The sequence below is a fragment of the Streptomyces sp. NPDC051218 genome (assembly GCF_044455475.1).
GTDB lineage: Bacteria > Actinomycetota > Actinomycetes > Streptomycetales > Streptomycetaceae > Streptomyces.
The window spans coordinates 682,545-706,962 of the sequence record NZ_JBITEU010000002.1 but is presented as its reverse complement, the minus strand read 5'-3'; the positions used below and the strand labels follow the sequence as shown (position 1 = coordinate 706,962).

The window sequence follows — 24,418 nt, the reverse complement described above, 5'->3', positions numbered from 1 at the left end:
GCGTCGCGGGACCATCGGGCCGAGCACGGTCGCCGAGTTTCCCACGGAGCGACAGAAGAGAGCAGCCCTGCCATGAACCAGCCTCGCATCCTGACCGTACGGCCCGAACCTGGCGAGTACGCCTGGACATTCGGCGGTGCGCCACCCGTGGCACGGATCGCTCCGGGCACAGTGCTCGACCTGTTCACCGAAGACTGTTTCGCGGGGAACGTCCGCTCCGAGAAGGATCTGGTGTCGGAGGTCTGCCAGTTCCCGTTCCTGAATCCGCAGACCGGACCCTTTTATGTCGAGGGTGCGGAGCCGGGTGACACCGTCGCCGTGCATTTCGTGTCGATCGAACCGGCTCGCGACTGGGCGGCGTCCACCACGGTCCCCCTCTTCGGGGCTCTCACCTCTACCCACACCACCGCATCGCTCCAGCCGCCACTGCCCGAGACCGTGTGGATATGGCAGCTCGACCGGGACCGGCGCACCGCCCACTTCAGCGCGCGGGACGGCGACTTCGAGATCGCGCTGCCGATGGATCCGATGCACGGCACGGTCGGCGTCGCACCCGCCAATCTGGAGGTGCGCTCGGCGCTCGTCCCCGACGCGCACGGCGGGAACATGGACACCCCCGAGATGCGGGCCGGGGTCACCTGCTACCTCGGGGTGAATGTGGAGGGTGCGCTTCTGAGCCTGGGCGACGGGCACGCCCGGCAAGGCGAGGGGGAAACCTGCGGAGTCGCCGTCGAGTGCGCGATGAACACTGTCGTGATCGTCGAACTCCTGAAGGGGGTCGCCACGCCCTGGCCGAGGCTGGAGTCCGACACCCACATCATCTCCACCGGTTCGGCACGTCCGCTCGAGGACGCCTTTCGAATATCCCAACTCGACCTTGTCCAGTGGCTGGTGCGCGATTACGGCTTCAGCGAGCTCGACGCCTACCAGTTCGCGACACAGACCGTCGAGTCCCCGCTCGCCAACGTCTGCGACACCAACTACACGTGCGTGGCCAAGATCCGCAAGGAGTGGCTGCCCGCGCGCGAAACTCACCGGGGGCTGCACGCGCGCCTGCGAGAGACGGCCCTGCTGCTGCCCCACTGATAAGTCCAGCTGTTCCCCCACCGAGAGGCAGGCCAGCCATGGATCAGCGAACCAGAGGATTCCCCAGCCGGCGCAGGCTGTTGCAGGGGGCGGCCCTGGCCGCCGTCCCCGCCGTCCCCGCCGTGCTCCTCCCCGCCACCCGCGCCACGGCCCGGCCTCGGGCAGTCGACTATCCGCTCGCCGAGTGGGTGCCGGCCAGCACCTCCAACTACACGGCGGCCAACCGCCCCAGCACCTACCCCGTTGACTACGTCGTCGTCCACGTCACCCAGGAGACCTACGCCGACACGCTCGCCATCTTCCAGAACTCGGCGAAGAAGGTGTCGGCCCACTATGTGGTGCGCTCCAAGGACGGACGCATCGCCCAGTGCGTCCGCGAGCGCAACGTCGGCTGGCACGCGGGCAACTGGGACTACAACACCCGAAGCATCGGCATCGAGCACGAAGGATGGGTGGATCAGCCCGAGTACTTCACCGACGCGATGTACGAGCAGTCCGCGCTGCTGACCGCGTCCATCTGTGACAAGTACGACATTCCCAAGGACCGCAAGCACATCATCGGGCACATCGAAGTGCCCGGCGCCGACCACACCGATCCGGGACCGCACTGGGACTGGACGCGCTATATCCGCCTGGTCAACTCTGCCTGACGTCGGCCGGCCCGCACCGCCACGGTTGCCGAGGCGCTTGCCGGAGCACGTGTCGGAGCGCTTGTCGGGGCACGCTCGCGGGGCGACGATGGCAGAACCGCATCGCCGTCCCGGGAGGCCGAGTTGACCGAACCATGGGTGGCCCTGGAAGCCGGTGCCGATCCTGCCGAGCGGGTGCGGGTGCTGCGGCGCGCCCACGAGAGGTTCACGGAGGCGGGGACGCTCACGCGACCGGTGCGCTCCGTGGTGGCCGAGTCGTGGAGGCGCTCGGCCAGGGCCAGGGTCAGCCCGGAGGACACCGGCGCGGCGGTGGAGCTCACCGACGGAGACCTCGGCTCGTACCGTGCCGAGCATCCCTTGGCCGGGGTGATGCCGCTGTTCCGTGAGCTGATGGGCACGTTCGCCATGGATGGTGAGCATCTTCTCGCGGTGTGCGACGCGCACGGCAGGCTGCTCTGGGTCGAGGGGCATTCCGCGACCCGGCGCCAGGCCGGGCGGATGAACTTCGTGCCGGGCGCGCGGTGGGCGGAGTCCGCGATGGGGACGAACGCACCGGGCACGGCGGTGGCGGTGGACCGGCCGGTACAGGTGTTCGCGGCCGAGCACTTCATCCGGCGCGTCCAGCCGTGGACGTGCGCGGCGGCCCCGGTGCACGATCCGCGGACCGGCCGGCTGCTCGGGGCAGTGGACATCACCGGAGGTGATGGTCTGGCGCATCCGCACAGCCTCGCCTTCGTGCAGGCGGTCGCTCGGGCAGCGGAGTCACAACTGGCGTTGCTGTCACCGCCGGTGGAGGCCGCGGACTGGGTCGGTCTCACCGCGCTCGGCCGCGATGAGGCGTTGCTGCTGACCGGCGGGCGCAAGGTGCGGCTGAGCCGAAGGCACAGCGAGATCCTCGTTCTGCTGGCCCGCCACCCGGAGGGGCTGACCGGCGATGAGCTGCTGTGCGCGCTGTACGAGGACGAGTCGGTGACGCCGGTGACGCTGCGGGCCGAGTTGGCCCGGCTGCGGCGGCTCCTGGGGCCGGAGCTGCTGCGGTCGCGCCCGTACAGGCTTTCGGTGCCGGTCGAGTCGGATATCGATGCCGTGGAGCGGCGCCTCGGATCGGGAGCGGTCACCGCGGCCGCCGCCGCGTACGCAGGTCCGCTTCTGCCCGCTTCACAGGCTCCTGCGGTGGCCAGGCTGCGGCGCAGGCTCGCCGATCAGCTGCGGGCCGCGTTGATCGCCCGCCGCGACCCGGATCTCCTGGCCGACTGGGCCCACGCCCCGTGGGGTGAGGACGACCTGGCGGTATGGCGGGCGCTGGCCGAGGTACGGACGACGCCGCCGGTGCTGGCTCGACTTCGAGAGCTGGATGCGGAGTTGACTGGCGCGAGGTAGGAGAGCGGAGGTGCGGGGTTGAGGCCTGTGCGAGGTGCGGGCGTACCCCGCGCGGGGACCGACCACCCCACTCGAACAAGCCGCAGACCGGGCGGACGCCCGGTACGAACGATCCGCGGGCCGGCTCCCGCAACGTACCTGCAACGTCCGTCCTCCTACTCTCCGGGCGAGAGCTGCCCAACGGCGGGCAGCCTTCCCCGGGAGGCCACCAAGATGACCCGTTACGCAGCGCCCGGCACCGATGGCGCAGTTGTCTCCTACCAGTCCCGCTACGACCACTTCATCGGCGGGGAGCACGTCCCGCCCGCGCGCGGGCAGTACTTCGAGAACCCGAGCCCGGTCAATGGGCAGCCGTTCACCGAGATCGCCCGCGGTACGGCCGAGGACGTGGAGAAGGCCCTCGACGCGGCGCATGCCGCCGCGCCCGCGTGGGGCCGCACCTCCCCGACCGAACGCGCGGACGTCCTGCGGAAGATCGCCGACCGCATGGAGGCGAACCTCGAACAGCTCGCGGTGGCCGAGAGCTGGGAGAACGGCAAGCCGGTACGCGAGACGCTGGCCGCCGACATCCCGCTCGCCATCGACCACTTCCGCTACTTCGCGGGGGTCATCCGCGCGCAGGAGGGGTCGCTGAGCGAGGTGGACGAGGACACCGTCGCGTACCACTTCCACGAGCCGCTCGGCGTCGTCGCGCAGATCATCCCGTGGAACTTCCCCATCCTGATGGCGACATGGAAGCTCGCGCCCGCACTCGCGGCGGGCAACGCGGTCGTCCTCAAGCCCGCCGAGCAGACTCCGGCGTCCATCCACTACTGGATGAGCCTGGTCTCCGACCTGCTGCCGCCGGGTGTCGTGAACATCGTCAACGGCTTCGGCGTCGAGGCGGGCAAGCCCCTCGCCTCGAGCCCGCGCGTCGCGAAGGTCGCCTTCACCGGTGAGACCACCACGGGGCGGCTGATCATGCAGTACGCCTCGGAGAACATCAAACCGGTGACCCTTGAGCTGGGCGGGAAGTCGCCGAACATCTTCTTCGACGACGTGTGGGCCGCCAACGACGACTTCCGCGACAAGGCGCTGGAGGGCTTCACGATGTTCGCCCTCAACAACGGCGAGGTGTGTACCTGCCCGTCGCGTGCTCTCGTCCAGCGGGGTCACTACAGCGAGTTCATGGAAGCGGCGGTCGCCCGTACCGAGCAGATCGTGCCGGGCCACCCGCTGGACACCGACACGATGATCGGGGCCCAGGCCTCCAACGACCAGCTGGAGAAGATCCTCTCCTACCTCGACATCGGCCAGCAGGAGGGCGCCAAGGTCCTGACGGGCGGCCAGCGCATCACGTACGACGGCGAGTTGGCAGGCGGCTACTACGTCCAGCCGACGATCTTCGAGGGCGACAACCGCATGCGGATCTTCCAGGAGGAGATCTTCGGCCCCGTAGTCTCGGTCGCGTCGTTCAACGACTTCGACGACGCGATCAAGACCGCCAACGACACTCTGTACGGCCTGGGCGCCGGAGTGTGGACCCGCGACATGAACACCGCCTACCGGGCGGGCCGCGCGATCCAGGCGGGCAGGGTCTGGACGAACTGCTACCACGCCTACCCCGCGCACGCGGCGTTCGGCGGCTACAAGCAGTCCGGGATCGGGCGCGAGACGCACAAGATGATGCTGGAGCACTACCAGCAGACGAAGAACCTTCTGGTGTCGTACTCGCCGAAGAAGCTGGGCTTCTTCTAGCCGCAGAAGGACGACGCCTGACCAGGGGTTGTCGACCTCGACGGCGACAACAAAGTTCTGAACCCGCCGCCCAAACACTGGCCCGGTACCGCAATCGTCCGCGATACCTCCCTGGCCCGGCTGACCACCACGCGCATCGGGGACGGAGACGACGGCAACGGCCTGTACGAGTTCGTCGTCCCCGGCTATGGGCCCCACGGCTCAGCACTGGCATCGCGCTGCAACGAGGTCTCATATGTCGCGAAGCCGGTGGAGGCCGCTCTCGGAGGCAGTGGCGGCATTCGGCGCCGTGGTTCAGCGCGGGGAAGCAGGCGGCGGCGCGGTCTGTGTCCGGAGCGGTCCGGTGCGGGACCCGTTCCGCTCCCCCTCGGTGCGGTACCTTTCACTGGACACGAAAATCGATCGGATGTTCGTTTGCTGGGATCTCCGAGACGTCCGCTGTCGGCAGTAGACGCTCACGTCTCCGACGTGCGGCGTGCCACACGATCGGACCGGGTGACAGCTCATGGCAGGTACGGACCACGAAAAGGCGCTGGACACCGCGCTCGCACAGATTGAGCAGAAATTCGGCAGGGGTGCGGTCATGCGCCTCGGCGAGCGGCCCAATGAACCCATCGAGGTGATCCCTACCGGGTCGACCGCGCTGGACGTGGCGCTGGGTGTGGGCGGCCTGCCCCGCGGCCGCGTGGTGGAGGTGTACGGGCCGGAGTCCTCCGGCAAGACGACGCTGACGCTGCACGCGGTGGCGAACGCGCAGAGGGCCGGCGGCTCGGTGGCGTTCATCGACGCCGAGCACGCACTGGACCCGGAGTACGCCAAGAAGCTCGGCGTTGACACCGACAACCTCATCCTGTCCCAGCCGGACAACGGCGAGCAGGCGCTGGAGATCGCCGACATCCTGATCCGCTCCGGCGCGATCGACTTGATCGTGATCGACTCCGTCGCGGCCCTGGTGCCGCGCGCGGAGATCGAGGGCGAGATGGGCGACTCCCACATGGGTCTGCAGGCCCGCCTGATGAGCCAGGCCCTCCGGAAGATCACCAGCGCGCTCAGCCAGACGAGGACGACGGTCATCTTCATCAACCAGCTCCGCGAGAAGATCGGCGTGATGTTCGGCTCCCCGGAGACCACGACCGGTGGCCGCGCCCTGAAGTTCTACGCCTCCGTGCGCCTCGACATCCGGCGTATCGAGACGCTGAAGGACGGTGCCGACGCGGTCGGCAACCGCACCCGCGTCAAGGTCGTCAAGAACAAGGTCGCGCCGCCGTTCAAACAGGCCGAGTTCGACATCCTCTACGGCCACGGCATCAGCCGCGAAGGCGGCCTGATCGACATGGGCGTGGAGAACGGCTTCGTCCGCAAGGCCGGCGCCTGGTACACGTACGAGGGCGACCAGCTCGGCCAGGGCAAGGAGAACGCCCGCAACTTCCTCAAGGTCAACCCCGGCCTCGCCGACCAGATCGAGAAGAAGATCCTCGAAAAGCTCGGAATCGGGGTACCGGCGAAGGCCGCAGTCGCCGAAGCCACGGGCTCCATCCTGGTCGCTGATGCCGCACGGACCGCGACGGGAAACGCCGCCTGACAGGCAAGGGCGCGACCCGGCCCGGGGGCCAGGCTTCCAACACGTACAGCATCGCGGCGTGCTCCACGGCCCAGATCCGCTCGGGCGATACCAACCCTTACGCGAGGCACAGGGGACTTCGGCTCGGCAAGGAGTCGACGACCGCGTCAGGATCCGGCTGGTCGGGAGCGGCCCGATGCGTCGGGAATGCCGGGCACTTCGGGCATGGCCCCTCCTGACGGGAGTTGACTGGAGGCACAGGTGACCGGAAAGCGCAGGGAGTTGTGCGTCCCACGCGAGCGGAGATGTTCCGGCGCGCAAGATCCGGACCATTCACGGACCAAGGTTGGCGGCCGTCACCGACAGCACTCTCGTTCTCACAGATCAACGCAGCCGCCGCGCGTGTACCACCAGCGGACGAAGAACTTTCTCGTGTCGTACTCGCCGCAGAAGCTCGGCTTCTTCTAGGCACGGAAGCTCGGCTTTTCCAGGCGCGAAAGCTCGGCTTCTGCTCGGCCTCCTCCACAGGCCGCCGGACCACGACCCAGGGCCTCGGTCGCACCGTGGCCCTGCTGTCGTCGTCCACGCGGTCGTGGGCGCGGGATCAGGCGTCCCCGCCGCCCACCACCCGCTGCACCGCCTGCTGCGCGGCGTAGAAATCGGCGTCAGAGACGCCGGGATCGTCCTCGACCTGGTCGAGCCAGTCCGAGATCTCCTCAGCCGTCCACAGGTCGAAACCCTTTGGAATGTCCAGCGTCGTCGTACTCGACCGCAGCTCCTCGGCAGCAACCGCTTCAGTGACGCTGCGTGTGCTCACTTCTGTCAACGTGGCTCTCCCTTAGGGATATATGGGGTACCGGACGGGCGACCATGCCAGAGGCCTCCCGGGGATGTCCAGCTCGTCGCTCTCGCGTTCGCCGTGGGGCGTCGCTCTCGCGTTCGCCGCGCGGTGCCGTGTGCGAACAGTCAGCGGCCGACCTGCGCCAGGACATCGTTCAGTGCGCGCCCCAGGGGGAGGTCGATGCGGCGGGCGGCCCAGTGGTCACCGCGAGTAGGGCCCTGGTTCACGATCAGAACCGGTGTGCCGGCCTGCGCCGCCTGGCGCACGAAGCGCAGCCCGGACATCACCGTCAGTGATGACCCAAGGACTAGCAACGTGGTCGCCCCGTCGACCAGGCTCCGGCACGCCGCCACGCGCTCGGGCGGCACGTTCTCACCGAAGAACACGACGTCCGGCTTGAGTCCCTCTTTGCCGCACGCCGCGCACGCCACCACCTGGAACTCACGCACTGCCTCGTCGGGCAGGTCCACGTCGCCGTCAGGATTCACCCGCGCCGCGCGGTGCTGCTCGACCATGGCCTCGAACCCCGGGTTGGCCGCCCGCAGCCGGGCGTCGAGCTCCGAGCGCGCGGTGGCATGCCCGCAGAAGAGGCAGGTCACGCGGCTGAGGCTGCCGTGCAGCTCGACGACGTCCCGCAGCCCCGCGGCCTGCTGCAGCCCGTCGACGTTCTGCGTGATCACACCCGTGACGCGCCCCGTTCCGGCCAGGGCCGCGACCGCCCGGTGACCGGAGTTCGGGCGGGCCCGGGTCAGGGACCGCCAGCCGAGCTGGCTGCGGGCCCAGTACCGCCGACGCGCGTGAGCGCTGTCCGTGAACTCCTGAAACGTCATGGGCACGTGGTTGCGGCGAAAGGCTCCGCGCTCCCCGCGGTAGTCCGGGATACCGGACTCCGTCGACAGGCCCGCTCCACTGAGCACGACGACGCCTCCCGCACGCACGGCGTCGACGACCGCCGAGACGTCCGTCGAGGCGGGAGGCAGGTCGCCGCGCGGCTCCCAGGTCAACGTGGGTCGCGTCCTCATGCCCGCCAGCTTACGTACAGGGCGACCGGATAAAGTGCGCGCGTTGACAGTCCGGCTGCCAGTTGGCAGTCCTGCTGCTTGTCGGCAGTCCGGCAGCTTGCCGGCAGTCCGGCTGTTTGAGGAGGGGAAGCGTGACCGACACCAGCGAAGCCCGGCCCGCGGACGGTACGGCGCGAGCGACCGAGCCGAGCCGACTGCGCCGCCTGATGCGCTACATCCCCTTGATCGCCCCGGTCCTGCTGTGGGCCGTGCCCTGCTGGGTTCTCCTGCACGCCGGCCAGCACTGGCCGCTCCCTGTGGCCCTGGGCGGCACCGCCCTGTTCGTCCTCGGCCTGATCACCATGCCGCTCACGATGGCGCGCGGCCACGGCAAACGGCAGCAGGACCGGGCGGCGATCGTCGGAGACACCCTCCTCGGGACCGGCTGGGTCCTGTTCACCTGGTCCGTCCTGCTCGGCGTCCTGCTGCGTCTCGCCCTGGCCGTGGCCGGCGTGGGCGACGGTCAGGACCGGGCCCGGATCGTCACCTGGGCGGTGATCGGCACCGCCGCCGTACTGCTCGCCTGGGGGTACGCCGAGGCCCGCAGGGTGCCACGGGTCCGCCGCCTCGACGTGCAACTCCCGCGCCTGGGAGCCGGATTGGACGGCACCCGTGTCGTCCTCATCACCGACACCCACTACGGCCCGCTCGACCGCGCCCGCTGGTCGGCGCGGGTCTGCGCGAGGGTCAACACCCTGGATGCCGACCTGGTCTGCCACACCGGCGACATCGCCGACGGCACGGCCGAACGCCGCCGCGCCCAGGCCGCTCCGCTCGGCACCGTGCAAGCCACCCGGGCGCGGGTCTACGTCACCGGAAACCACGAGTACTACAGCGAGGCCCAAGGCTGGGTCGACCTGATGGACGAACTCGGCTGGGTGCCGCTGCGCAACCGGCATCTGCTGCTCGAACGCGGCGGGGACACCCTCGTGGTCGCCGGCGTGGACGACGTCACCGCCGAGTCCTCCGGCCTGGCAGGCCACCGCGCCCACCTCGCCGGAGCCCTGGACGGAGCCGACCCCGAGCTGCCCGTCCTGCTCCTGGCCCACCAGCCCAAATTCATCGACCGTGCCACGGAAGGCGGCGTCGACCTCCAGCTCTCCGGTCACACGCACGGCGGCCAGATCTGGCCCTTCCACCACCTCGTCCGCATCGACCAGCCCGCCCTCGCCGGTCTCAGCCGCCACGGCGCCCGCACCCTCCTCTACACCAGCCGCGGCACCGGCTTCTGGGGCCCACCGTTCCGCGTCTTCGCCCCCAGCGAGATCACCCTCCTGGTACTCCGCTCCCCCCAGCGGCCCGCCACGTCGTGACGCGGGGCGGGCTGCCGCGTCAGGAGCGGGTCGAGGTCGTTCCTCCCGAACCCTCGTTCGCAGCGCCCGAGATGGCGTCCAGGACGGCCCCGACGGGAAGCCGTTCCTCAAGAGCGTTGCGGTGGATGCAGGTGCCCACGGCGGGGCTGACCGCCGTCAGGGCGACGCAGATACCGACCAGGTCCAGGGCCTCGCAGATGCCGAGCAGCGTGTACAGGCTGGCGTTGTCGCAGTAGGTCACGGCCGACAGGTCCAGCAGCAGACGTCCGCGTATCTGGGGCTGCGCCGCGAGAAGCACCACGGCTTCCCGCAGGTCGGCCGAGGTGGAACCATCCAGCTCCCCCGTGAGTGCGACCATGATTCCGGATCCGGCCTGGTCATGCCCCTGCTGGATGACCAGACGGGGCAGAGGAGGCTCGCTCATCGTCAGTCCCGAATGCGTGCCGATCCGCCTCACTGCCGAAGCGAATCCTGGCAGCCCGAAGATACCCTCCCTGGACACCCTCCGTTCCCGGTTGCGCACCCGCACACCACCGCCGGGGAGGCCGCTCGGCGACGTCGGAGCCCCGTGAGCCTGACCATCCGGGGGATCTCACGGCAATCCTGTTTCACCGGCGCCACTCCCGGTCACCCGAAACTGACAGGCTCCGGTGTCGAAGAGAGAGCGCGCCGGAGCATCCGGCAGCAGAGATGGGACGGCGCTTCACCATGGCCACAGCAACGGCACGAGACATCATGACCGGCGGCGCACAGTGCGTACAAGCTCACGACAACGCCCTCGACGCGGCACGCAAACTGACGGAACTTCAGGTGGGCGCCCTGCCGATCTGCGGCGAGAACAACCGGCTCGTCGGCGTCGTGACCGACCGGGACATCGTGGTCAGGGTCCTCGGTGCGGGGCTCGATCCCACGGAGGTCGAGATGGGCACCCTGGCGCAAGGAAGGGCCGTGACGATCGGCGCGGACGACGACGTGGACGAGGTCTTCACGACCATGACCCGGCACAAGGTCAGGCGTCTGCCGGTGATCGACGGCACGGACCTCGTCGGCATGGTCGCCCTCGCGGACGCCGCCCGCGCTCTCGAAGCCCCCGAAGCGGGACGCCTCATCGAGGCCCTCTCCACCGACTGAGACCTCGCCGGCATCCCGAGACCGGCGCGGGGCTACAGCAGAGGCGAAGGGGTCTCGGTGAGCCGGCCCGCGCACTCCAGGAGCAATGCGTGGACGAACGCCTGCGGTAGGTTGCCGCGCATCTGCCGCTGGATGATGTCGTACTCCTCGGAGAACAGTCCGGGTGGTCCGCACGCCGCGCGGTTGCGTTCGAAGTAGCGCAGGGCGCGCGCCGTATGACCCTGCTGGTGCTCGGCCAACGCCATCATGAAGCCGCACAGCAGGAACGCGCCCTCCGCCTCCCCCAGGGGCCGCTGGTCCTGGCGGAAGCGGTAGACGTACTCGTCGAGGGCCAGTTCCTGCCGTACGGCACGCAGGGTGGCGATCGTGCGAGGGTCGGAGCCGGGCAGTGCGCCCCGGACCGGGGGCAGCAGAAGGGCCGCATCGACGCCGGGCTCGTCCGGGGCCCGCTGCCAGTAACCGTCGGCGTGCAGGCTGGTGCGTGCCGTCTCGGCGAGAAGCGCGTCGGCGAGTGAGGTGAAGCGTGTGACGTCCCTCCTGGCTCCCGGCAGCGCGGCCACCGCACGCAGCCCGGCGACGCAGGCGAGCCGGGAGTGGGTCCAGCGCCGGTCGTCGATCTCCCAGATGCCGGCCTCGGGCTCGTTCCACAGCTGTTCGATGGCGGCGACCGCGGTGTGCACGGCGCGCCAGCCGACGCCGTCGAGCCGGTCGCACTGGCCCGCGGCGGCAAAGAGTTGCAGGGCCTCGCCGTACACGTCGAGCTGGAACTGCTGGTTCACCCAGTTGCCGACCTTGTCCGTCCCTCCCGGATACCCGGGCAGGTCCAGGGTCCGCTCGGAGGGCACCGCGCCGCCGGTGACCGTGTAAGCAGGTTTCAGCTGCGGCCCGTCCTGGAGGACCTTGGCCGCGACGAAGCCGACCGCGGTGTCGAGAAGGCCGGTGGCGCCGACGCTTGCCGCGGCGATACCCGCGTAGCACTGGTCGCGGATCCAGGCGTAGCGGTAGTCGTAGTTGCGGCCCGCGCCCGCGCGTTCCGGCAGGCACATCGTGGCGGCCGCGACCATGCCGCCGGCGCTGCTGGTGAGGCCGCGCAGGACGGCGAGGGCATGGTGCGCGTCGCGCGTCGCGATGGTCTTCGCGGGCTGCGGACAGGCCCGCGCCCAGGCCTCCTCGGTGCCGGCCCACGCGGTATCGGGGTCCACCGCTTCGTCGGGCAGCGTGTGGGGCGACAGTTCCAGTACGAGGTCGTGGTGTCCGCCCGGAGGCACGGTCAGGTCGAAGGCGAGCACCTCGCCATTGCCGTTCTCGGAGCGGGTCGTCCGCGCCGCTTCCGCGCCGGTCCAACGCCAGCGCAGCGCCCCGGTCCTGCCCGTCCACACACCGTTGTGCTGCCGGACATGACGGCTGCGGTCGTCGCCGAACGCGCCGCGCGGTTCGAGCAACACCCGTACGCGTGCGGGGCAGTCGGTGGCCAGGATCCGGCGCAGCAGGACCACCCGGTCGGCCTCGCCGGGAAAGGCGAGGGCTTCGCGGCACTCGACGGGTCCGGCGCCGGTGATGAAGCGGCTGTGCCAGATCAGGCTTCCCGTTTCGTAGAAGCCGCCCCATACGTGCCGGGTTTCGAGCGGCGTGACGGCGTACGTTCCTCCGCCGCCGACAAGCGTCGAGAACACGGCGTCGGAGTCCCAGTACGGCGCACACATCCAGGCGATGTCGCCGTGCGGGCCGATCAGGGCGCCTCGTTCGCCGTCGGCCAGCAAGGCGTACTCCCGCAGCACGTGCGGAGGGAACTCGGGGCCGGGGTCGATCGATTCCGGCTTCGGCATGCCGTGGCGTCCTCTCCATCGGTGTCGGGGGCGGTAGTTGCGGGCTCAGGAGAGGCGGTTGTCCTTCTCCCCCGCCGCACCAGGTCCGCTGTCGGAGCGGCGCCCCGGCAGCATCTCCTGCACCTTGGCCTTGAGTCCCTGCCGGAACATGCCGAGGCGGTCACTGTCGCCCTTGACGATCGCCGACGCGGCGGCTTCGATCTGGTCGAGCTCCGCGTGCGGGGGGATCGGCGGTACCGCGGGGTCGGTGCGGAAGTCGATGACGAACGGCCGGTCGGCGCCGAGTGCGCGGTGCCACGCCGCCTCCACGTCCCCGGGCTTCTCCACCCGTACGCCGTCGAGGCCGATGGACTTGGCGAAGTCGGCGTACGGCACGTCGGGGAGCGCCTGCGAGGGCAGGAACTGCGGGGCCCCGGACATCGCCCGCATCTCCCAGGTGACCTGGTTGAGGTCCTGGTTGTTGAGTACGGCGACGATCAGCCGGGGGTCCTGCCACTCCCGCCAGTACTTGGCGGCCGTGATGAGTTCGGCCAGACCGTTCATCTGCATGGCACCATCGCCCACGAGCGCGATGGCGGGCCGCCCGGGGTGGGCGAACTTGGCACCGATCACGTAGGGAACGCCGGGTCCCATGGTGGCGAGCGTGCCGGACAGGGAGCCGCGCATCGTCCCTCGCATGCGCAGATGCCGGGCGTACCAGTTCGCGGCGGAGCCGGAGTCGGCGGCGAGGATCACGTCGTTCGGCAGCAGGGCGTCGAGTGCGTGCACGACGTACTCGGGGTTGATGGGATCGGCCTCCACGGCAGCGCGCCGCTCCATGACCTTCCACCAGCGCGCCGTGTCCTTCTCGATCTTCTTCCGCCAGGAGCCGTGCCTCTTCTTCTTCAGCTGCGGCAGCAGGGCCTTGAGGGTCTCCTTCGCGTCGCCCACCAAGTTGACCTCGAAGGGGTATCGCAGCCCGATCATGTGCGGATCGATGTCGATCTGGACGGCTCGGGCCTGGTCGAGTTCCGGCATGAACTGGGTGTACGGGAAGCTGGACCCGATGACGAGCAGCGTGTCGCAGCCCTGCATGAGGTCGTACGAGGGGCGGGTGCCCAGGAGGCCGATCGCCCCGGTCACATACGGCAGATCGTCCGGCAGCGCGTCCTTCCCCAACAGCGCCTTGGCGACGCCGGCGCCCAGCGTCTCGGCGACCACCTCGACCTCGGCGCGGGCACCACGGGCGCCCTGGCCGATGAGCACGGCGACTTTCTCGCCCGCGTTCAGCACCTCTGCGGCCCTGGTGATCTCATCTGCCGCGGGAACGGGCGCGTACCGGGCCAGGCCCAGGCTGGAGGGCACCATCTTGAACGCGTGCGTCGGCGGTGAGTACTCCAGCTCCTGGACATCCGCGGGGATGATGACCGCCGTCACCGTACGGCGGGCGTAAGCGGTGCGCATGGCCCTGTCGATGACGTTGGGGAGCTGCTCGGGGACCGTCACCATTTCGCAGAAGTCGGAGGCGACGTCCTTGTAGAGGCTCAGCAGGTCGACTTCCTGCTGGTAGGAGCCGCCCATGGCGGTGCGGTTGGTCTGCCCGACGATCGCGACGACCGGAACGTGGTCGAGTTTCGCGTCGTAGAGGCCGTTCAGGAGGTGGATCGCGCCCGGCCCCGAGGTCGCCGCGCACACGCCGACCTTGCCGGAGAACTTCGCGTACCCGACCGCCTGGAAAGCGGCCATCTCCTCGTGCCGTGCCTGAATGAACCGCGGCTTGTCGTCCGCGCGCCCCCAGGCGGCGAGCAGGCCGTTGATGCCGTCTCCGGCGTAGGCGAAGACGTGCTCGACATCCCACTCACGCAGTCGTCGAAGGACGTAGTCCGAGACTTTCGTGGACACGGGGTTGGCCTTCCTGTCGGCGGACGCGGGCATGCGCGGCACGGGTCGTGCGGGCTGTATCGCCCTACCGCCTCACAGCAGCAGGACGAGGGCGTAGACGATGAAGAACGCCGCCATCAGCGCCACGAGGACGCCGATCAGCGTCAAGGGGCCCTTCGCCCACCCCTTCGTGGGGTTGTGGGTATCCCGGGGACCGGCTCCCGACATGCTGCTCTCGTCGGGTGGCGTCTCTCCCGGAGGCACGCTCCCGCCGGGTGCTGGTCCTGGGGTGTCGCGGCGGTGCGGATCCGGGTCCGCATCCGGGTTCTGGGAAGGGGTCATGTGATCCAAGTTGCCACGTCGTGGCCGGGTCCGCCGTCCGACCACGATGGGCCCCGGCCCGCGCAGCACTCACAGGCCTCCTCCCAGGTTCGGCCATGGGAGGCCGCGGGGCTCCTCGAAAGCTCGCCCGGCTGAGGAGGTGAGGCAGCACGGCCGTCGCGCTGCCGTCGCCCGGATGGACCTGAGCCGGCTGCCCGCCGCGCGTGTGATCGACGACCTCGCCGGACAGCTCGGCCGGATCGACGTCCTGGTCAACCATGCCGGGACCGGCACGGCGACCCCCTTCCTCGACCTGGCTCACGAAGACGTTCAGCACGTCCTCGACGTCGACCTCGTCGGACCGTTCCTCTGCGGCCAGCACGCCGCGCGCTGCATGATCCAGCAGGGCGACGGCGGCCGGATCGTCAACGTGACCTCCGTGGACGAGCACCAGCCCCGGGTGGGCGCCGCACCGTACTGCGCCGCCAAGGGTGGGCTCGGGCTGCTGACTCAGGTAATGGCCCTGGAGCTGGCCGAGCACGGCATCACCGTCAATTCCACCGCGCCCGGTGAGATCGCCACCCCGATGACCGGGCAGGAGGACATCGACGTCCACAGCCGGAGCCGCCCCGGCATTCCACTCGGCCGACGAGTGGCGGCGGCCCTGAGCGGGGCCGACTGACGTGCCGACTGACGTGAGGTTGCGCCCCTGAGCGAGACGCTGGGCGGCGCTCCTGAGCTTTCCGAGGCCGTTCGCCTCTCGCGGGGAGGTGGCGTGCTACCCCCTGCGGTATAAGGGAAATCGCGCCTACCTGTGCGCCGCGGAGCCGTACAGAGACCCGTTTTCGTATATCAGTCGGCGGTTGGGGTACCGGTGCTGCCTGGAGCAGGGATCGTCGAAGAGGGCCGACCCGCACGAGCGGCGGTCGGCGTCCGGAAACGGAGCAGCAGGTGACGCGGAACGCGGAAAGCCCCAGTCCTGAGCGACACCCGACTTTCGACCGACCGAGTTCTGTGACAGAGCTTCCGCCCGATCTCAATCAAGCCATTCTGGAGGCGACCAAACAGGTCGCCGCCGTTCTCAAGAAACACCGGCACGACTTCGCCCTCGCCGGCAGCGTCGCCGTATACGCGCACGGCGGGACCACCAACCTCCAGCACGACGCCGACTTCTGCATCAAACCCGAGGACGCCGAGGCGGTCTCGGCCACCCTTCAGGAAGCCGGCCTCACGGTGTACGCGCCACCCGAGGACTGGCTGCTCAAGGCCAAGTGCCTGGGGCAGGACATCGACCTCATCTTCGAGCTGGCCCACCAGCCCGTCACCGCTGAGCTGCTGGGGCGGGCCGTGGACCTGCCGGTGGACTCGGTGCTCATGCCGGTGCTCGCACCGACGGACCTGATGCGGGCCCTGCTGTCCGCCTTCTCCGAGCATCACTGCGACTTCGGCGCCGTGCTGCCCATCGCGCGGCAACTGCGCGAGATGGTCGACTGGCGGACCGTGCGCCAGGCGTGCGGGGACGCACCGATGCCCGCCGCCTTCCTGTACCTCCTCGAACGCCTGGAAGTCATCGCACCGGACGGAGGAGACCGATGACCGACTCTGCCAATGTCGAGTACCGCATCGCTCATCTGCAGGAGCGGCTCGCCGCGGGAGAACTCGGCGAACTGGGCATCCGCATCGCGATCCGCGGCAACTCCGTGACGGTCGTCGGAACCGCGCCCACGACCCAGTGCCGCGAGGAGCTCGTGCGCACCGTGAACGAGGAACTGGCCGGTATGACCGTCCACTTCGACATCGCGGTGGCCGATGCGTCGGCCCCGGACCACCCGGAGGAACTGGCATGATCCGTGTCGCAGCCGTGGGGGACATTCACATGGGTCTGGACAGCCAGAGCCTGCTCAGGCCCGCGTTCGAGACCCTTCCCGACTGTGCCGACCTGCTGCTTCTGGCAGGGGACCTCACCCGCCACGGCACCCCGGAAGAAGCGAGGGTGGTCGCGCGGGAGGTGACCGATCTGCCAGTGCCGGTCGTCGCCGTGCTCGGCAATCACGATCACCACGACGAGCGGCCCGAAGAGGTCACCGCCATCCTCCGCGACGCGGGCGTGCGGGTGCTCGAAGGCCAGGGCACCGTCGTCGAGGTGGAGGGGAGGCGCGTGGGCGTCGCGGGCACCAAGGGGTTCGGCGGCGGGTTCGTCGGCCGGTGCGGCAGCGAGTTCGGCGAACCCCTGATGAAGGAGTTCATCCGGTACACGCGCCGCTGTGCCGAGGGTCTGCGGGCCTCTCTGCACGAACTGGCCGAGCAGGGATGCGACACCCGGGTAGCGCTCACGCACTTCGCGCCGGTGCCGGACACCCTGGCGGGAGAGCCGCTGGAGATCTATCCGTTCCTCGGCAGCTATCTGCTGGCGGAGGCCGTCGACGAGGCGGGCGCGGACCTGGCCGTCCACGGCCACGCCCACGCGGGCACCGAACACGGTATGACCAGCGGCGGCGTGCCGGTCCGCAACGTCGCCCAGCCGGTCATCCGCAAGGCGTTCAACGTCTACCACCTGCCGGACCGCACCCACGGGGAACCCGCTGCGGCCGCGTCCTCCGCTGACGGCGGCCGGGCATGACGACCCGGGCATGACGACCCGGGCGTGACGGTCCCCGGTCGTATCCCTGCTGCTTCTCGTCGCCCTCCTACTTCGCGGACGGTACGACGGCCACGGGGCACTCCGCGGTGTGCAGCGCCTCGCCGCTGACGGAGCCGAGCATGAGCCGTCGCAGGCCCTTGCGCCCGTGGGAACCGACCACCAGCAGGCCGGCCCGCCGTGACGCCTCGGCGAGCACCGTCGCGGGGCGTACGCGCTCGACGTGCACCTCGACCGTGACGTCCGGATACCGGCGCAGACGCTTGGCGGCCTCTTCAGCCAGCGCCTTGCGCGCCCTCTTGTCCAGAGCCTCGAAGTCGGGGGCCACCATGCCGGGTCCCGCGGGCATCTGGCTCATGTGAAAGGCGCCGTGCACCATCCGAAGCTTGGAGCCTCGAAGATGGGCCTCGGCGAAGGCGAGATCCAAGGCCTCCCCGGCCACATCGTGTACGTCCACCCCGACCACGACCGGGTTGTCCGTGACGGGACCCGCACCGGGGCGCACGACGACCACGGGGCAGTGAGCGTGCGTGGCCACCTGCCAGCTCACCGAACCCAGGGGCAGGCGGGTGAATCCGCCACTGCCGCGGTGCCCGACCACCACCCATGACGCCTCGGCGGAACGCTCCACCAAGGTGGCCGCGGGCTTTCCCACGACGGCCTCCGCCGTCACCACCACCTCGGGGAACTCCGCCTCGACGAGCTCCACCATCGGCGCCACGACGGCCGAGAGCGCCTGCTCCACCGGACTTGTCCGCTCTCCGCGTTCTTCCGCGGACCCGGCCGGGAGGGATCCCGTCGCCACGTGCAGGAGGTGCAGCGGGCTGCCGTGCAAGGCCGCGTGCCGGGCCGCGTACCGCACGACGGCGCCCTGGTCACTCCCTTGCTCGACCCCCACCAGGACGAGTCGCTTCGTCTCGTCGTCGTGGTTGAACATTCCTTCTCCTTGCCGATCGGTTCCAGCGAGCCTGGGGCTGCCCGGACGTCTGCCGGTCGCCTCAAGTACCCCGCACACCCGATATCAACCAGCAGATGGGGATATGTGCAACAGCGTTACGTCTTGCCGGGTCCTCCGCCCCCGAAGGAACCGCTTGAGCCCGGCGACCAGCGGCGGCGCTTCTGGTTCTCGCTTCGCTTCGTCCCTGAAGCGTGGAGGTTCTCAGGACGCAGCCGCTCGCTCTCGTCCTTGGCGTGCGGCACCTCGTCCGGCTCGCGCATCTCCCGGATCTCGTGGACCGGGCCGGAATCGGGCAGCTTCGGCTGCTCCTCCGGCCGCGGCGGCCTCGGCTCCCGCCCGCGCACCCTGTTTCCCAGCCAGAAGGCCCAGAGCAACGCGCCGACCAGGGCGAGACCGCCGACGAAGGCGGCAATCGTGCCGAGGGCTGCGCCGGAGACAGCGAGGACATGCAATTCGCCGCTAGCCGTAACCATGACGTTCGACTACCCGCATATCAGTACCAAAAACTCACCAAACGCCCATAAATGCCCTATTAACCGTGGGCGAACGAGTGATACCTGCGTGCGACTAGGGTGATCCCGCCATGGCGCCACACACGCTCAGGAGGGGCAACAGTGCGGGCTGAACCCCTGCCGATACGCGTGCCGGTCGGATACGACTCCGGACGCTGGGCCAGCCGCGCGACGCAACGCCGGGTTCTGCTCGTGGTCCACAACGTCACCTCCGCCGGCCGCCTGCTGGACGTGCTGCCGCTGTTCCACGACGACTTCCGCGTGCAGGTGCTCGTCACCGCGACGGGTTCCTCCGCCTTCCAGGACGGAATCGACGAGCTCTTCTCCGGCTTGGGCTTCCCCGTGCTCCCCTGGGAGCAAGCTCTGGCCACACCGGTCAATCTCGCCGTCTCTGCAAGCTTCGGTGGTCAACTCACCTCCATTCAGGGCAAGTTGTCCATTCTTTCACATGGGGTGGGGTACACTAAGAAACTAACCCAGCCGGGAGCCGGGAGCCGGGAGCCGGGAGCCGGGAGCCGGGAGCCGGGAGCCGGGAGCCGGGAGCCGGGAGCCGGGAGCCGACGTTCGGCCTCTCGCCGGAGTGGCTCTTGGCGGACGGCAAACCGTTCATGGATGGCCTCGTGCTGTCGCATCCGGAACAGATGGATCGGTTGGGTCGCGTCTGTCCGGGGGCCGTGGACGTCTCCGTTCTCGCCGGGGACCCTTGCTTCGACCGCATGCTCGCCGCGCGCCCGTACCGCGATCGTTTCCGCCGCGGCCTCGGCGTGCGGCGAGGCCAACGGCTCGTCGTACTGAACTCCACCTGGAATCCCGAGGGTTTCTTCGGCAGTGGAGGCGGTCATGACCTCCTGCCGAGTCTTCTGCCGCGGCTCGCCGCGGAGTTGCCGGCGGATGACTACCGTCTCGCTGTCGTGCTGCACCCGAACATCTGGTACGGGCACGGCCCAGGGCAGATCCGCGCCTGGCTGGACCAGGCCCGCCGCAGCGGACTGACCCTGATCGACCCCGCCCAGGCATGGCGGCAGGCGCTGCTCGCCGCTGACGTCGTCATCGGCGACTTCGGAGCGGCGACCTATTACGCGTCCGCGCTGGGGGTTCCCGTGCTGATGGCTGCCACCGGGCAGGACAGGCTGGACCCTGAGACGCCGCTCGCCGCGTTCGTCCGCGACGCACCGCGGCTCGACCCGCTCGGCCCCCTGCGCCCTCAAGTGGAGAAACTGCTCGCAGACCATCAACCGGCCGCAGATCCCGCCGAGTTCGTCACCTCCGCACCCGGCAGCTCGGCCGCGCTCCTGCGGCGCCACTTCTACGCGTTGATGGATCTTCCCGAGCCCACCGCCCCCGCCCTGCTGGAGCCGCTGCCCCTGACTCCCCATGATCCGCCGCGGCGGACCGCACCCCTACGGGTGCTCACACGCGTCCGTCACACCGACATCGTCATCGCCAGATCCACCGAGCAGCCCTACGAGGCTGACGGCGACGTCCACCTCGCGGTGCACGAGGACACCCGGGACCCGGGCGTTCTGGAGCTGGCCGACGTGATCGTGCGCGAGGGGGCCGCCGACGACCCGCGCCTGGGTGGCCCGGAGGTGTGGACCGCCGAGGTTCTGGGCCGGCACGCGCACTGCGCGGTCGCCGCGTACGTGAGCGGCCCGCACGAGTGCACGGTCCGCAGCCGGCAGCACGGCCTGCTCCGGTTGTCCGCGGGACCGGGGGCGGACCTCGATCCGGCGGCGTATGCCTCTTCGCTGTACGCATGGCTTGCGGACGGCGGCCGAGTGCCGCCCGCCGGTGTCACGCTGGCGGTGCACGCGGCAGGCGGCGTACACCCGGTGGTCGTGGAACCCGCGAAGGACGACGGCTAAGGACGACGGTTAAGGACGACCCTCGCAGCGCAGCCGCAACCCATCCAGATACCGCAGGTGTGGAGCAGCCGTCGGGCCCAGCAGCCCCTCGGCCTCGGTGATCCTCGCCAGAGCTTCGGTGTCCTCGCCCGCGTCGTGGAGGGCCTCGGCGAGGTCGGTGAGGGCGCGCGCCTGGTTGTAGCTCTCGCCCTGCTCCTTGAAGAAGTCCGTGGCGACCTCCAGGAGATGCCGGGACTCCTCCAGCCGCCCCATCCCCCGTAGCGCACGCCCTTGGTGACGTCCCGTCAGGGCTAGTGCGCGTGCCACGTCCTGCGCCCCCTCTTGGCCGGGAGCGATCCTCCGGTAGATGCGCTCGGCCTCGACGAACCGCTCATGCGCTGCCGCGTAACGCCACCGGTAGAGGTTCAGGAGACCCAACAGCTCGACCGACGACGCCTCGCCCCGCACATGGCCTGCTGCGCGCTCACACTCGGCGGCGGCGTGTGCAGCCTGCTCGGCTTCCTCCCATCGCCCGAGTTCGCCCAGACAGTGCCCGAGTTGAAAGTGCAGCCCCGCCGCCGTACGCGAGCGGGGCTGATGCTCGTCGGCGCACCGGGTCGCGACACGCAGCGCGGGCAGCACCTCGTCCCAGTGTCCTGCCTTCAGCTGGAGTGGCCACAGGGTGCGCGCCAGCCGCAGGGCGGTCGTGATGTGCTGGTACTCCTCCGCCACGCTCACCGCGCGGACCAGATTGCCCACCTCCGCTGCCAGCACCGTCACGCCCTGCGCTTCGTCGCGGTAGGCGTCGCTGTCCGCCGGCAGGGGCTCGGTACGCCAGCTCTGTGGCAGGGCGGTGTGGGCCGCGCGCAGAGCGCGGTTCAGGAGGGTGTCGAGCGTGCGCTCGACGGCGGCGGAGCATTCGGGGATCCCGTGCTGCGGCCCCGCGGCGTCAGCCAGCACGCGCCGTACCTCGGGTCGGAAGCGGTAGCGGTCGTCGCCCACGGGGTCCAGGAGTTGGACGTCTGCCGCCTCGGTGAGCATGCGTGCCGCCTCTTCAGGTGCGACGCCGGCGGCTGCCGCAGCGAGGTGGGCGTCGATGGCGGGCCAGCCACCCAGCGCCGTCAGGCGCAGCAGCCGCGCCGTGCCCGCCCCGACGCCGTCGCAGGCATTCCGGACGGCACCGCGTACGGGATCGCCCGCCGGTGCGTCGTCGCCCGGCTCCGGGATGGCTTCTTCCGCCAACAGACGCATCGCCTCGGCCTTCAGCGCGAAGGCGTTGCCCGCGCAGTGCTCCAGCAGTCCGGGTATCCGCGCCTTGACCCGCGCGACGTTGTCCTGGCCAGCGACCTTCTTCACCATCTGCGTCGCGTACCGGTCGGTGAGGGGAGCGACGTGGACGCGCTCGGCCTCCAACGCGAAGGGGCGGCCGGAGACGACCACCAGCAGGAAGACGTCCGGCGTTCCCGGTATCAGGTTCCGGACCTGTGCCGCTGATGTGGCATGGTCGACGATCAACAAGGCCCGTCGTCCCGCGGTGAGTTGACGGTAGAGCTGTTCGCGGCCCGAGGCCGTGGGGGGCATCTGCTCCGGCGCGACACCCATCTGCCGGAGCAGTCGCAGCAGAACATGGGCGGGTTCCGGGTCGTGTCCCGCAGCGGCGTCACGCAGGTCGACGTAGAACTGCCCGTCGGGGAACTGTGCGTAGAGGGTGGCGCCCAAGTGCAGTGCGACGGCGGTGGTGCCGATGCCCGGCGGCCCGTGCAGCAACGCGACGCGTGGCCGCCCTGCCGCGGGGCGGGTCGCCTCCCGCTTGAGCTGCTTCAACGCTTTCTGCCGGTTGGTGAAGTCCCTTGCCGCAGGCGGCAGTCCACCGCTGGGAGCCAGTGGCAAGGCTGGCTGCGGGAGGCTGCGGGCGAGGAGCGCCCACTCACCCGCCTGCTGCGGGTCTCGGCTCAGCCGCACGTGCATCTGCCCGGCCAGTGTCCGCCACTCTTCGGGGCCGGTCGGCTGTGGTGTCTCCCGGCCCATGGTCCTTCTCGCCAACGCACCGGTGGACAGGAGGAGTTGTTTGCCCATCTCCCCTGCGGCGCCGTTACCCGCTGCCGTGAGAAAAGCAGTCAGCGCACTCAGCGCCACGATCTCCAGCACTACGGCCCCTCCCCTGGGTCACGATCCGATCTTGCCGGACTGTATCGCCGTATCCGCCGGGCAGGTCAGTCGACGTACGATTCGAGCGTGCCGCGGCGCCGCAGGTCAAGTGTGGCGCAGTGGAAGGTGCCGCTCGGCGATCACCCGCTTCTCCTCGTCGCCCTCGTCCGGGCGCGTGACCGTTATGCCGAGGGAACGAAGGCTTCCGTGCCTCAGCGGGCCTGGGCCAGCTCCCAGCTCGTGGCCGCCACATCCAGGCCCGTGCGCACCCCGTCGACGACTTCCTGGGGATTCTCGGGGAGGTTGATGCCTCCTTCGCCGCTGGATTCCTCCGCACTGGCGGGGCCGGTCACGGCAAGGGCAGCGGCGGCAACGGTCAGGGCTACGACGACGCGCTTTGTGTTCCTCATGCCCTCCTGAACGATCATTCGGCGCCGAGGATACGGAATGCCGGTCCTGCGGGGTCTTCCGGCCGGGCGGGCCGGCCGGGCGGGCTGCGGGCGACAAGGGGGAACCGCTGGGTCAGAATTGGTCGGAAGGAAGACTTTCACCCCCGACCGTGTCAGGGGGTCTCCCGTCATGGATGTGCCGTTCTGGCTCTGGGCGACGTTCGTCGTCACCGTGGTCGTGTCGCTGGCCGTGGACCTGCTGGCGCACCGGGAGGCGCATGTCATCGGGTTCAAGGAAGCGGCCGCGTGGAGCGGCGTGTGGATCGGACTCGCCCTCATCTTCGGCGCGGTCGTCTTCCTGGTGCTCGGCACGGATCCGGGAGTGGAATACACCACCGCGTGGCTGCTGGAGAAGAGCCTGTCGGTCGACAACCTCTTCGTCTTCGCGCTGATCTTCGCCTACTTCAGGGTGCCGCGCGCCTACCAGCACCGTGTCCTGTTCTTCGGCGTCATGGGGGCGCTGGTGTTCCGGGGTGTCTTCCTGGCCGCCGGAGTGGCCGTGGTCAGCCGGTTCACCGCGGTGCTCTTCGCCTTCGCGGCGATCCTCTTCTACAGCACCTACAAGATCCTCAAAGGGGAAGAGGACAGCTTCGACCCCGGCAAGAGCATCGCCGTACGGCTGCTGCGCAAAGTGGTGCCGGTCAGGGACGAGTACGCCGGAATGAAGTTCTTCGTGCGGGAGGCCGGCAAACGCGTCGCCACGCCTCTGCTCGCGGTCGTCGCCGCGATCGAGGCAGCCGACCTGATCTTCGCCGTGGACAGCGTGCCCGCCGTCCTCGCGGTCAGCGACGACGCCTTCATCGTCTACACCAGCAACGCGTTCGCCATCCTCGGTCTGCGGGCGCTCTACTTCCTGCTCGCCGGCCTCCTCGACCGGTTCCACTACCTCAGCAAGGGCCTGGCGCTGATCCTCTCGTTCATCGGCGTGAAGCTGATCCTGCAGGCGTCCCACAAGCTGATCAGCAGCAGCATCCCGGAGATCCCGTCACCGATCAGCCTCGCGGTGATCGTCGCGGTCCTGGCTGCCTCCGTCACGCTGAGCATCCGCCGTCCGCCCTCGCCGCCACCGGACACCACCCCATCGCTGTAAAATTCTGCCCAT

Annotated in this window: 22 protein-coding genes and 1 pseudogene; 13 read left to right on the top strand and 10 right to left on the bottom strand. The window is 69.7% G+C overall.

Features of this window, described 5'->3' with window-relative positions; translation table 11 throughout:
• Nucleotides 1–72 precede the first annotated feature (72 nt).
• The 5 genes from ACIBCK_RS09605 to recA all read left to right on the top strand — a co-directional run bounded on the left by ACIBCK_RS09605 (nt 73) and on the right by recA (nt 6,435).
• Nucleotides 73–1,086, top strand: a complete 1,014-nt coding sequence (locus ACIBCK_RS09605) for an acetamidase/formamidase family protein (RefSeq protein ID WP_399388371.1) — start codon at nt 73–75, stop codon at nt 1,084–1,086.
• A 38-nt stretch (nt 1,087–1,124) separates the two neighbouring features.
• A complete protein-coding gene (locus tag ACIBCK_RS09600) occupies nt 1,125–1,736 on the top strand; it encodes an N-acetylmuramoyl-L-alanine amidase (RefSeq protein ID WP_399388370.1) in 612 nt (203 codons plus the stop codon).
• A gap of 123 nt (nt 1,737–1,859) precedes the next feature.
• Nucleotides 1,860–3,116: a GAF domain-containing protein gene (locus ACIBCK_RS09595; protein WP_399388368.1), complete on the top strand. Its 1,257-nt coding sequence runs from the start codon at nt 1,860–1,862 to the stop codon at nt 3,114–3,116.
• 213 nt (nt 3,117–3,329) lie between these two features.
• Nucleotides 3,330–4,853, top strand: a complete 1,524-nt coding sequence (locus ACIBCK_RS09590) for an aldehyde dehydrogenase family protein (RefSeq protein ID WP_399388366.1) — start codon at nt 3,330–3,332, stop codon at nt 4,851–4,853.
• Nucleotides 4,854–5,358: 505 nt separating this feature from the next.
• The gene (gene recA, locus ACIBCK_RS09585; RefSeq protein WP_399388364.1) at nt 5,359–6,435 is read left to right on the top strand and encodes a recombinase RecA; all 1,077 of its coding nucleotides are present in this window, start codon (nt 5,359–5,361) and stop codon (nt 6,433–6,435) included.
• 583 nt (nt 6,436–7,018) lie between these two features.
• Here recA and ACIBCK_RS09580 read toward each other — a convergent pair.
• On the bottom strand, nt 7,019–7,231 hold the full coding sequence (locus ACIBCK_RS09580; protein ID WP_399388363.1) for a hypothetical protein: 213 nt from the start codon (nt 7,229–7,231) through the stop codon (nt 7,019–7,021).
• Between the two features lie 149 nt (nt 7,232–7,380).
• Entirely contained in the window at nt 7,381–8,277 is an 897-nt protein-coding gene (locus ACIBCK_RS09575) for an NAD-dependent protein deacetylase (protein ID WP_399388361.1), read from the bottom strand.
• Between the two features lie 131 nt (nt 8,278–8,408).
• On the opposite strand from ACIBCK_RS09575, the gene ACIBCK_RS09570 reads away from it, so the two are divergent.
• Nucleotides 8,409–9,629 (top strand): metallophosphoesterase, encoded by a 1,221-nt coding sequence (locus ACIBCK_RS09570; protein ID WP_399388359.1) that lies wholly within the window; start codon nt 8,409–8,411, stop codon nt 9,627–9,629.
• A 19-nt stretch (nt 9,630–9,648) separates the two neighbouring features.
• Here the strand turns inward: ACIBCK_RS09570 and ACIBCK_RS09565 are convergent, their stop codons facing one another.
• Nucleotides 9,649–10,053: an STAS domain-containing protein gene (locus ACIBCK_RS09565; protein WP_399388357.1), complete on the bottom strand. Its 405-nt coding sequence runs from the start codon at nt 10,051–10,053 to the stop codon at nt 9,649–9,651.
• A 284-nt stretch (nt 10,054–10,337) separates the two neighbouring features.
• Between ACIBCK_RS09565 and ACIBCK_RS09560 the strand changes: the two genes are divergently transcribed.
• Entirely contained in the window at nt 10,338–10,760 is a 423-nt protein-coding gene (locus tag ACIBCK_RS09560) for a CBS domain-containing protein (protein ID WP_399388355.1), read from the top strand.
• A 32-nt stretch (nt 10,761–10,792) separates the two neighbouring features.
• Here ACIBCK_RS09560 and ACIBCK_RS09555 read toward each other — a convergent pair whose 3' ends face one another.
• From ACIBCK_RS09555 to ACIBCK_RS09545, 3 genes are all read right to left on the bottom strand, one after another.
• Nucleotides 10,793–12,586 (bottom strand): glycoside hydrolase family 15 protein, encoded by a 1,794-nt coding sequence (locus ACIBCK_RS09555; protein ID WP_399388353.1) that lies wholly within the window; start codon nt 12,584–12,586, stop codon nt 10,793–10,795.
• Nucleotides 12,587–12,631: 45 nt separating this feature from the next.
• Nucleotides 12,632–14,467 (bottom strand): thiamine pyrophosphate-requiring protein, encoded by a 1,836-nt coding sequence (locus ACIBCK_RS09550; RefSeq protein WP_399388352.1) that lies wholly within the window; start codon nt 14,465–14,467, stop codon nt 12,632–12,634.
• 72 nt (nt 14,468–14,539) lie between these two features.
• Entirely contained in the window at nt 14,540–14,788 is a 249-nt protein-coding gene (locus tag ACIBCK_RS09545; protein ID WP_399388350.1) for a DUF6480 family protein, read from the bottom strand.
• A gap of 130 nt (nt 14,789–14,918) precedes the next feature.
• Here ACIBCK_RS09545 and ACIBCK_RS09540 point away from each other — a divergent pair.
• From ACIBCK_RS09540 to ACIBCK_RS09525, 4 genes and pseudogenes are all read left to right on the top strand, one after another.
• Nucleotides 14,919–15,446: pseudogene (locus ACIBCK_RS09540) on the top strand (SDR family NAD(P)-dependent oxidoreductase); the annotation flags it as partial.
• A gap of 335 nt (nt 15,447–15,781) precedes the next feature.
• Nucleotides 15,782–16,363 (top strand): nucleotidyltransferase domain-containing protein, encoded by a 582-nt coding sequence (locus tag ACIBCK_RS09535; protein ID WP_399388348.1) that lies wholly within the window; start codon nt 15,782–15,784, stop codon nt 16,361–16,363.
• On the top strand, nt 16,360–16,614 hold the full coding sequence (locus tag ACIBCK_RS09530; RefSeq protein WP_399388344.1) for a hypothetical protein: 255 nt from the start codon (nt 16,360–16,362) through the stop codon (nt 16,612–16,614). Before ACIBCK_RS09535 ends, ACIBCK_RS09530 begins: the two co-directional genes overlap by 4 nt.
• Nucleotides 16,611–17,387: a metallophosphoesterase gene (locus ACIBCK_RS09525; protein ID WP_399388342.1), complete on the top strand. Its 777-nt coding sequence runs from the start codon at nt 16,611–16,613 to the stop codon at nt 17,385–17,387. The genes ACIBCK_RS09530 and ACIBCK_RS09525 overlap by 4 nt, the downstream gene beginning before the upstream one ends.
• Before the next feature lie 67 nt (nt 17,388–17,454).
• Here ACIBCK_RS09525 and ACIBCK_RS09520 read toward each other — a convergent pair whose 3' ends face one another.
• Together ACIBCK_RS09520 and ACIBCK_RS09515 are read right to left on the bottom strand one after the other, a co-directional pair.
• Nucleotides 17,455–18,342, bottom strand: coding sequence for a universal stress protein (locus tag ACIBCK_RS09520; RefSeq protein ID WP_399388341.1), 888 nt, complete (start codon nt 18,340–18,342; stop codon nt 17,455–17,457).
• 116 nt (nt 18,343–18,458) lie between these two features.
• A complete protein-coding gene (locus ACIBCK_RS09515) occupies nt 18,459–18,836 on the bottom strand; it encodes a DUF6479 family protein (RefSeq protein ID WP_399388339.1) in 378 nt (125 codons plus the stop codon).
• Nucleotides 18,837–19,549: 713 nt separating this feature from the next.
• Here ACIBCK_RS09515 and ACIBCK_RS09510 point away from each other — a divergent pair.
• A complete protein-coding gene (locus ACIBCK_RS09510; RefSeq protein ID WP_399388337.1) occupies nt 19,550–20,740 on the top strand; it encodes a hypothetical protein in 1,191 nt (396 codons plus the stop codon).
• A gap of 9 nt (nt 20,741–20,749) precedes the next feature.
• Here ACIBCK_RS09510 and ACIBCK_RS09505 read toward each other — a convergent pair whose 3' ends face one another.
• Together ACIBCK_RS09505 and ACIBCK_RS09500 are read right to left on the bottom strand one after the other, a co-directional pair.
• Nucleotides 20,750–22,867 (bottom strand): ATP-binding protein, encoded by a 2,118-nt coding sequence (locus ACIBCK_RS09505; RefSeq protein WP_399388335.1) that lies wholly within the window; start codon nt 22,865–22,867, stop codon nt 20,750–20,752.
• Between the two features lie 212 nt (nt 22,868–23,079).
• Complete coding sequence (locus ACIBCK_RS09500) at nt 23,080–23,277, bottom strand: hypothetical protein (protein WP_399388334.1); 198 nt, start codon at nt 23,275–23,277, stop codon at nt 23,080–23,082.
• A 169-nt stretch (nt 23,278–23,446) separates the two neighbouring features.
• On the opposite strand from ACIBCK_RS09500, the gene ACIBCK_RS09495 reads away from it, so the two are divergent.
• Nucleotides 23,447–24,406, top strand: coding sequence for a TerC family protein (locus ACIBCK_RS09495; protein ID WP_399388331.1), 960 nt, complete (start codon nt 23,447–23,449; stop codon nt 24,404–24,406).
• The last annotated feature ends 12 nt before the right edge of the window (nt 24,407–24,418 follow it).

What these genes read in the sequence shown, in the direction of transcription:
- ACIBCK_RS09605 (WP_399388371.1), top strand. Translation starts at nt 73, where the DNA reads ATGAACCAGCCTCGCATCCTGACCGTACGGCCCGAACCTGGCGAGTAC.
- ACIBCK_RS09600 (WP_399388370.1), top strand. Translation starts at nt 1,125, where the DNA reads ATGGATCAGCGAACCAGAGGATTCCCCAGCCGGCGCAGGCTGTTGCAG.
- ACIBCK_RS09590 (WP_399388366.1), top strand. Translation starts at nt 3,330, where the DNA reads ATGACCCGTTACGCAGCGCCCGGCACCGATGGCGCAGTTGTCTCCTAC.
- recA (WP_399388364.1), top strand. Translation starts at nt 5,359, where the DNA reads ATGGCAGGTACGGACCACGAAAAGGCGCTGGACACCGCGCTCGCACAG.
- ACIBCK_RS09575 (WP_399388361.1), bottom strand. Translation starts at nt 8,277, where the DNA reads ATGAGGACGCGACCCACGTTGACCTGGGAGCCGCGCGGCGACCTGCCT.
- ACIBCK_RS09565 (WP_399388357.1), bottom strand. Translation starts at nt 10,053, where the DNA reads ATGAGCGAGCCTCCTCTGCCCCGTCTGGTCATCCAGCAGGGGCATGAC.
- ACIBCK_RS09560 (WP_399388355.1), top strand. Translation starts at nt 10,338, where the DNA reads ATGGCCACAGCAACGGCACGAGACATCATGACCGGCGGCGCACAGTGC.
- ACIBCK_RS09555 (WP_399388353.1), bottom strand. Translation starts at nt 12,586, where the DNA reads ATGCCGAAGCCGGAATCGATCGACCCCGGCCCCGAGTTCCCTCCGCAC.
- ACIBCK_RS09545 (WP_399388350.1), bottom strand. Translation starts at nt 14,788, where the DNA reads ATGACCCCTTCCCAGAACCCGGATGCGGACCCGGATCCGCACCGCCGC.
- ACIBCK_RS09530 (WP_399388344.1), top strand. Translation starts at nt 16,360, where the DNA reads ATGACCGACTCTGCCAATGTCGAGTACCGCATCGCTCATCTGCAGGAG.
- ACIBCK_RS09525 (WP_399388342.1), top strand. Translation starts at nt 16,611, where the DNA reads ATGATCCGTGTCGCAGCCGTGGGGGACATTCACATGGGTCTGGACAGC.
- ACIBCK_RS09520 (WP_399388341.1), bottom strand. Translation starts at nt 18,342, where the DNA reads ATGTTCAACCACGACGACGAGACGAAGCGACTCGTCCTGGTGGGGGTC.
- ACIBCK_RS09515 (WP_399388339.1), bottom strand. Translation starts at nt 18,836, where the DNA reads ATGGTTACGGCTAGCGGCGAATTGCATGTCCTCGCTGTCTCCGGCGCA.
- ACIBCK_RS09500 (WP_399388334.1), bottom strand. Translation starts at nt 23,277, where the DNA reads ATGAGGAACACAAAGCGCGTCGTCGTAGCCCTGACCGTTGCCGCCGCT.
- ACIBCK_RS09495 (WP_399388331.1), top strand. Translation starts at nt 23,447, where the DNA reads ATGGATGTGCCGTTCTGGCTCTGGGCGACGTTCGTCGTCACCGTGGTC.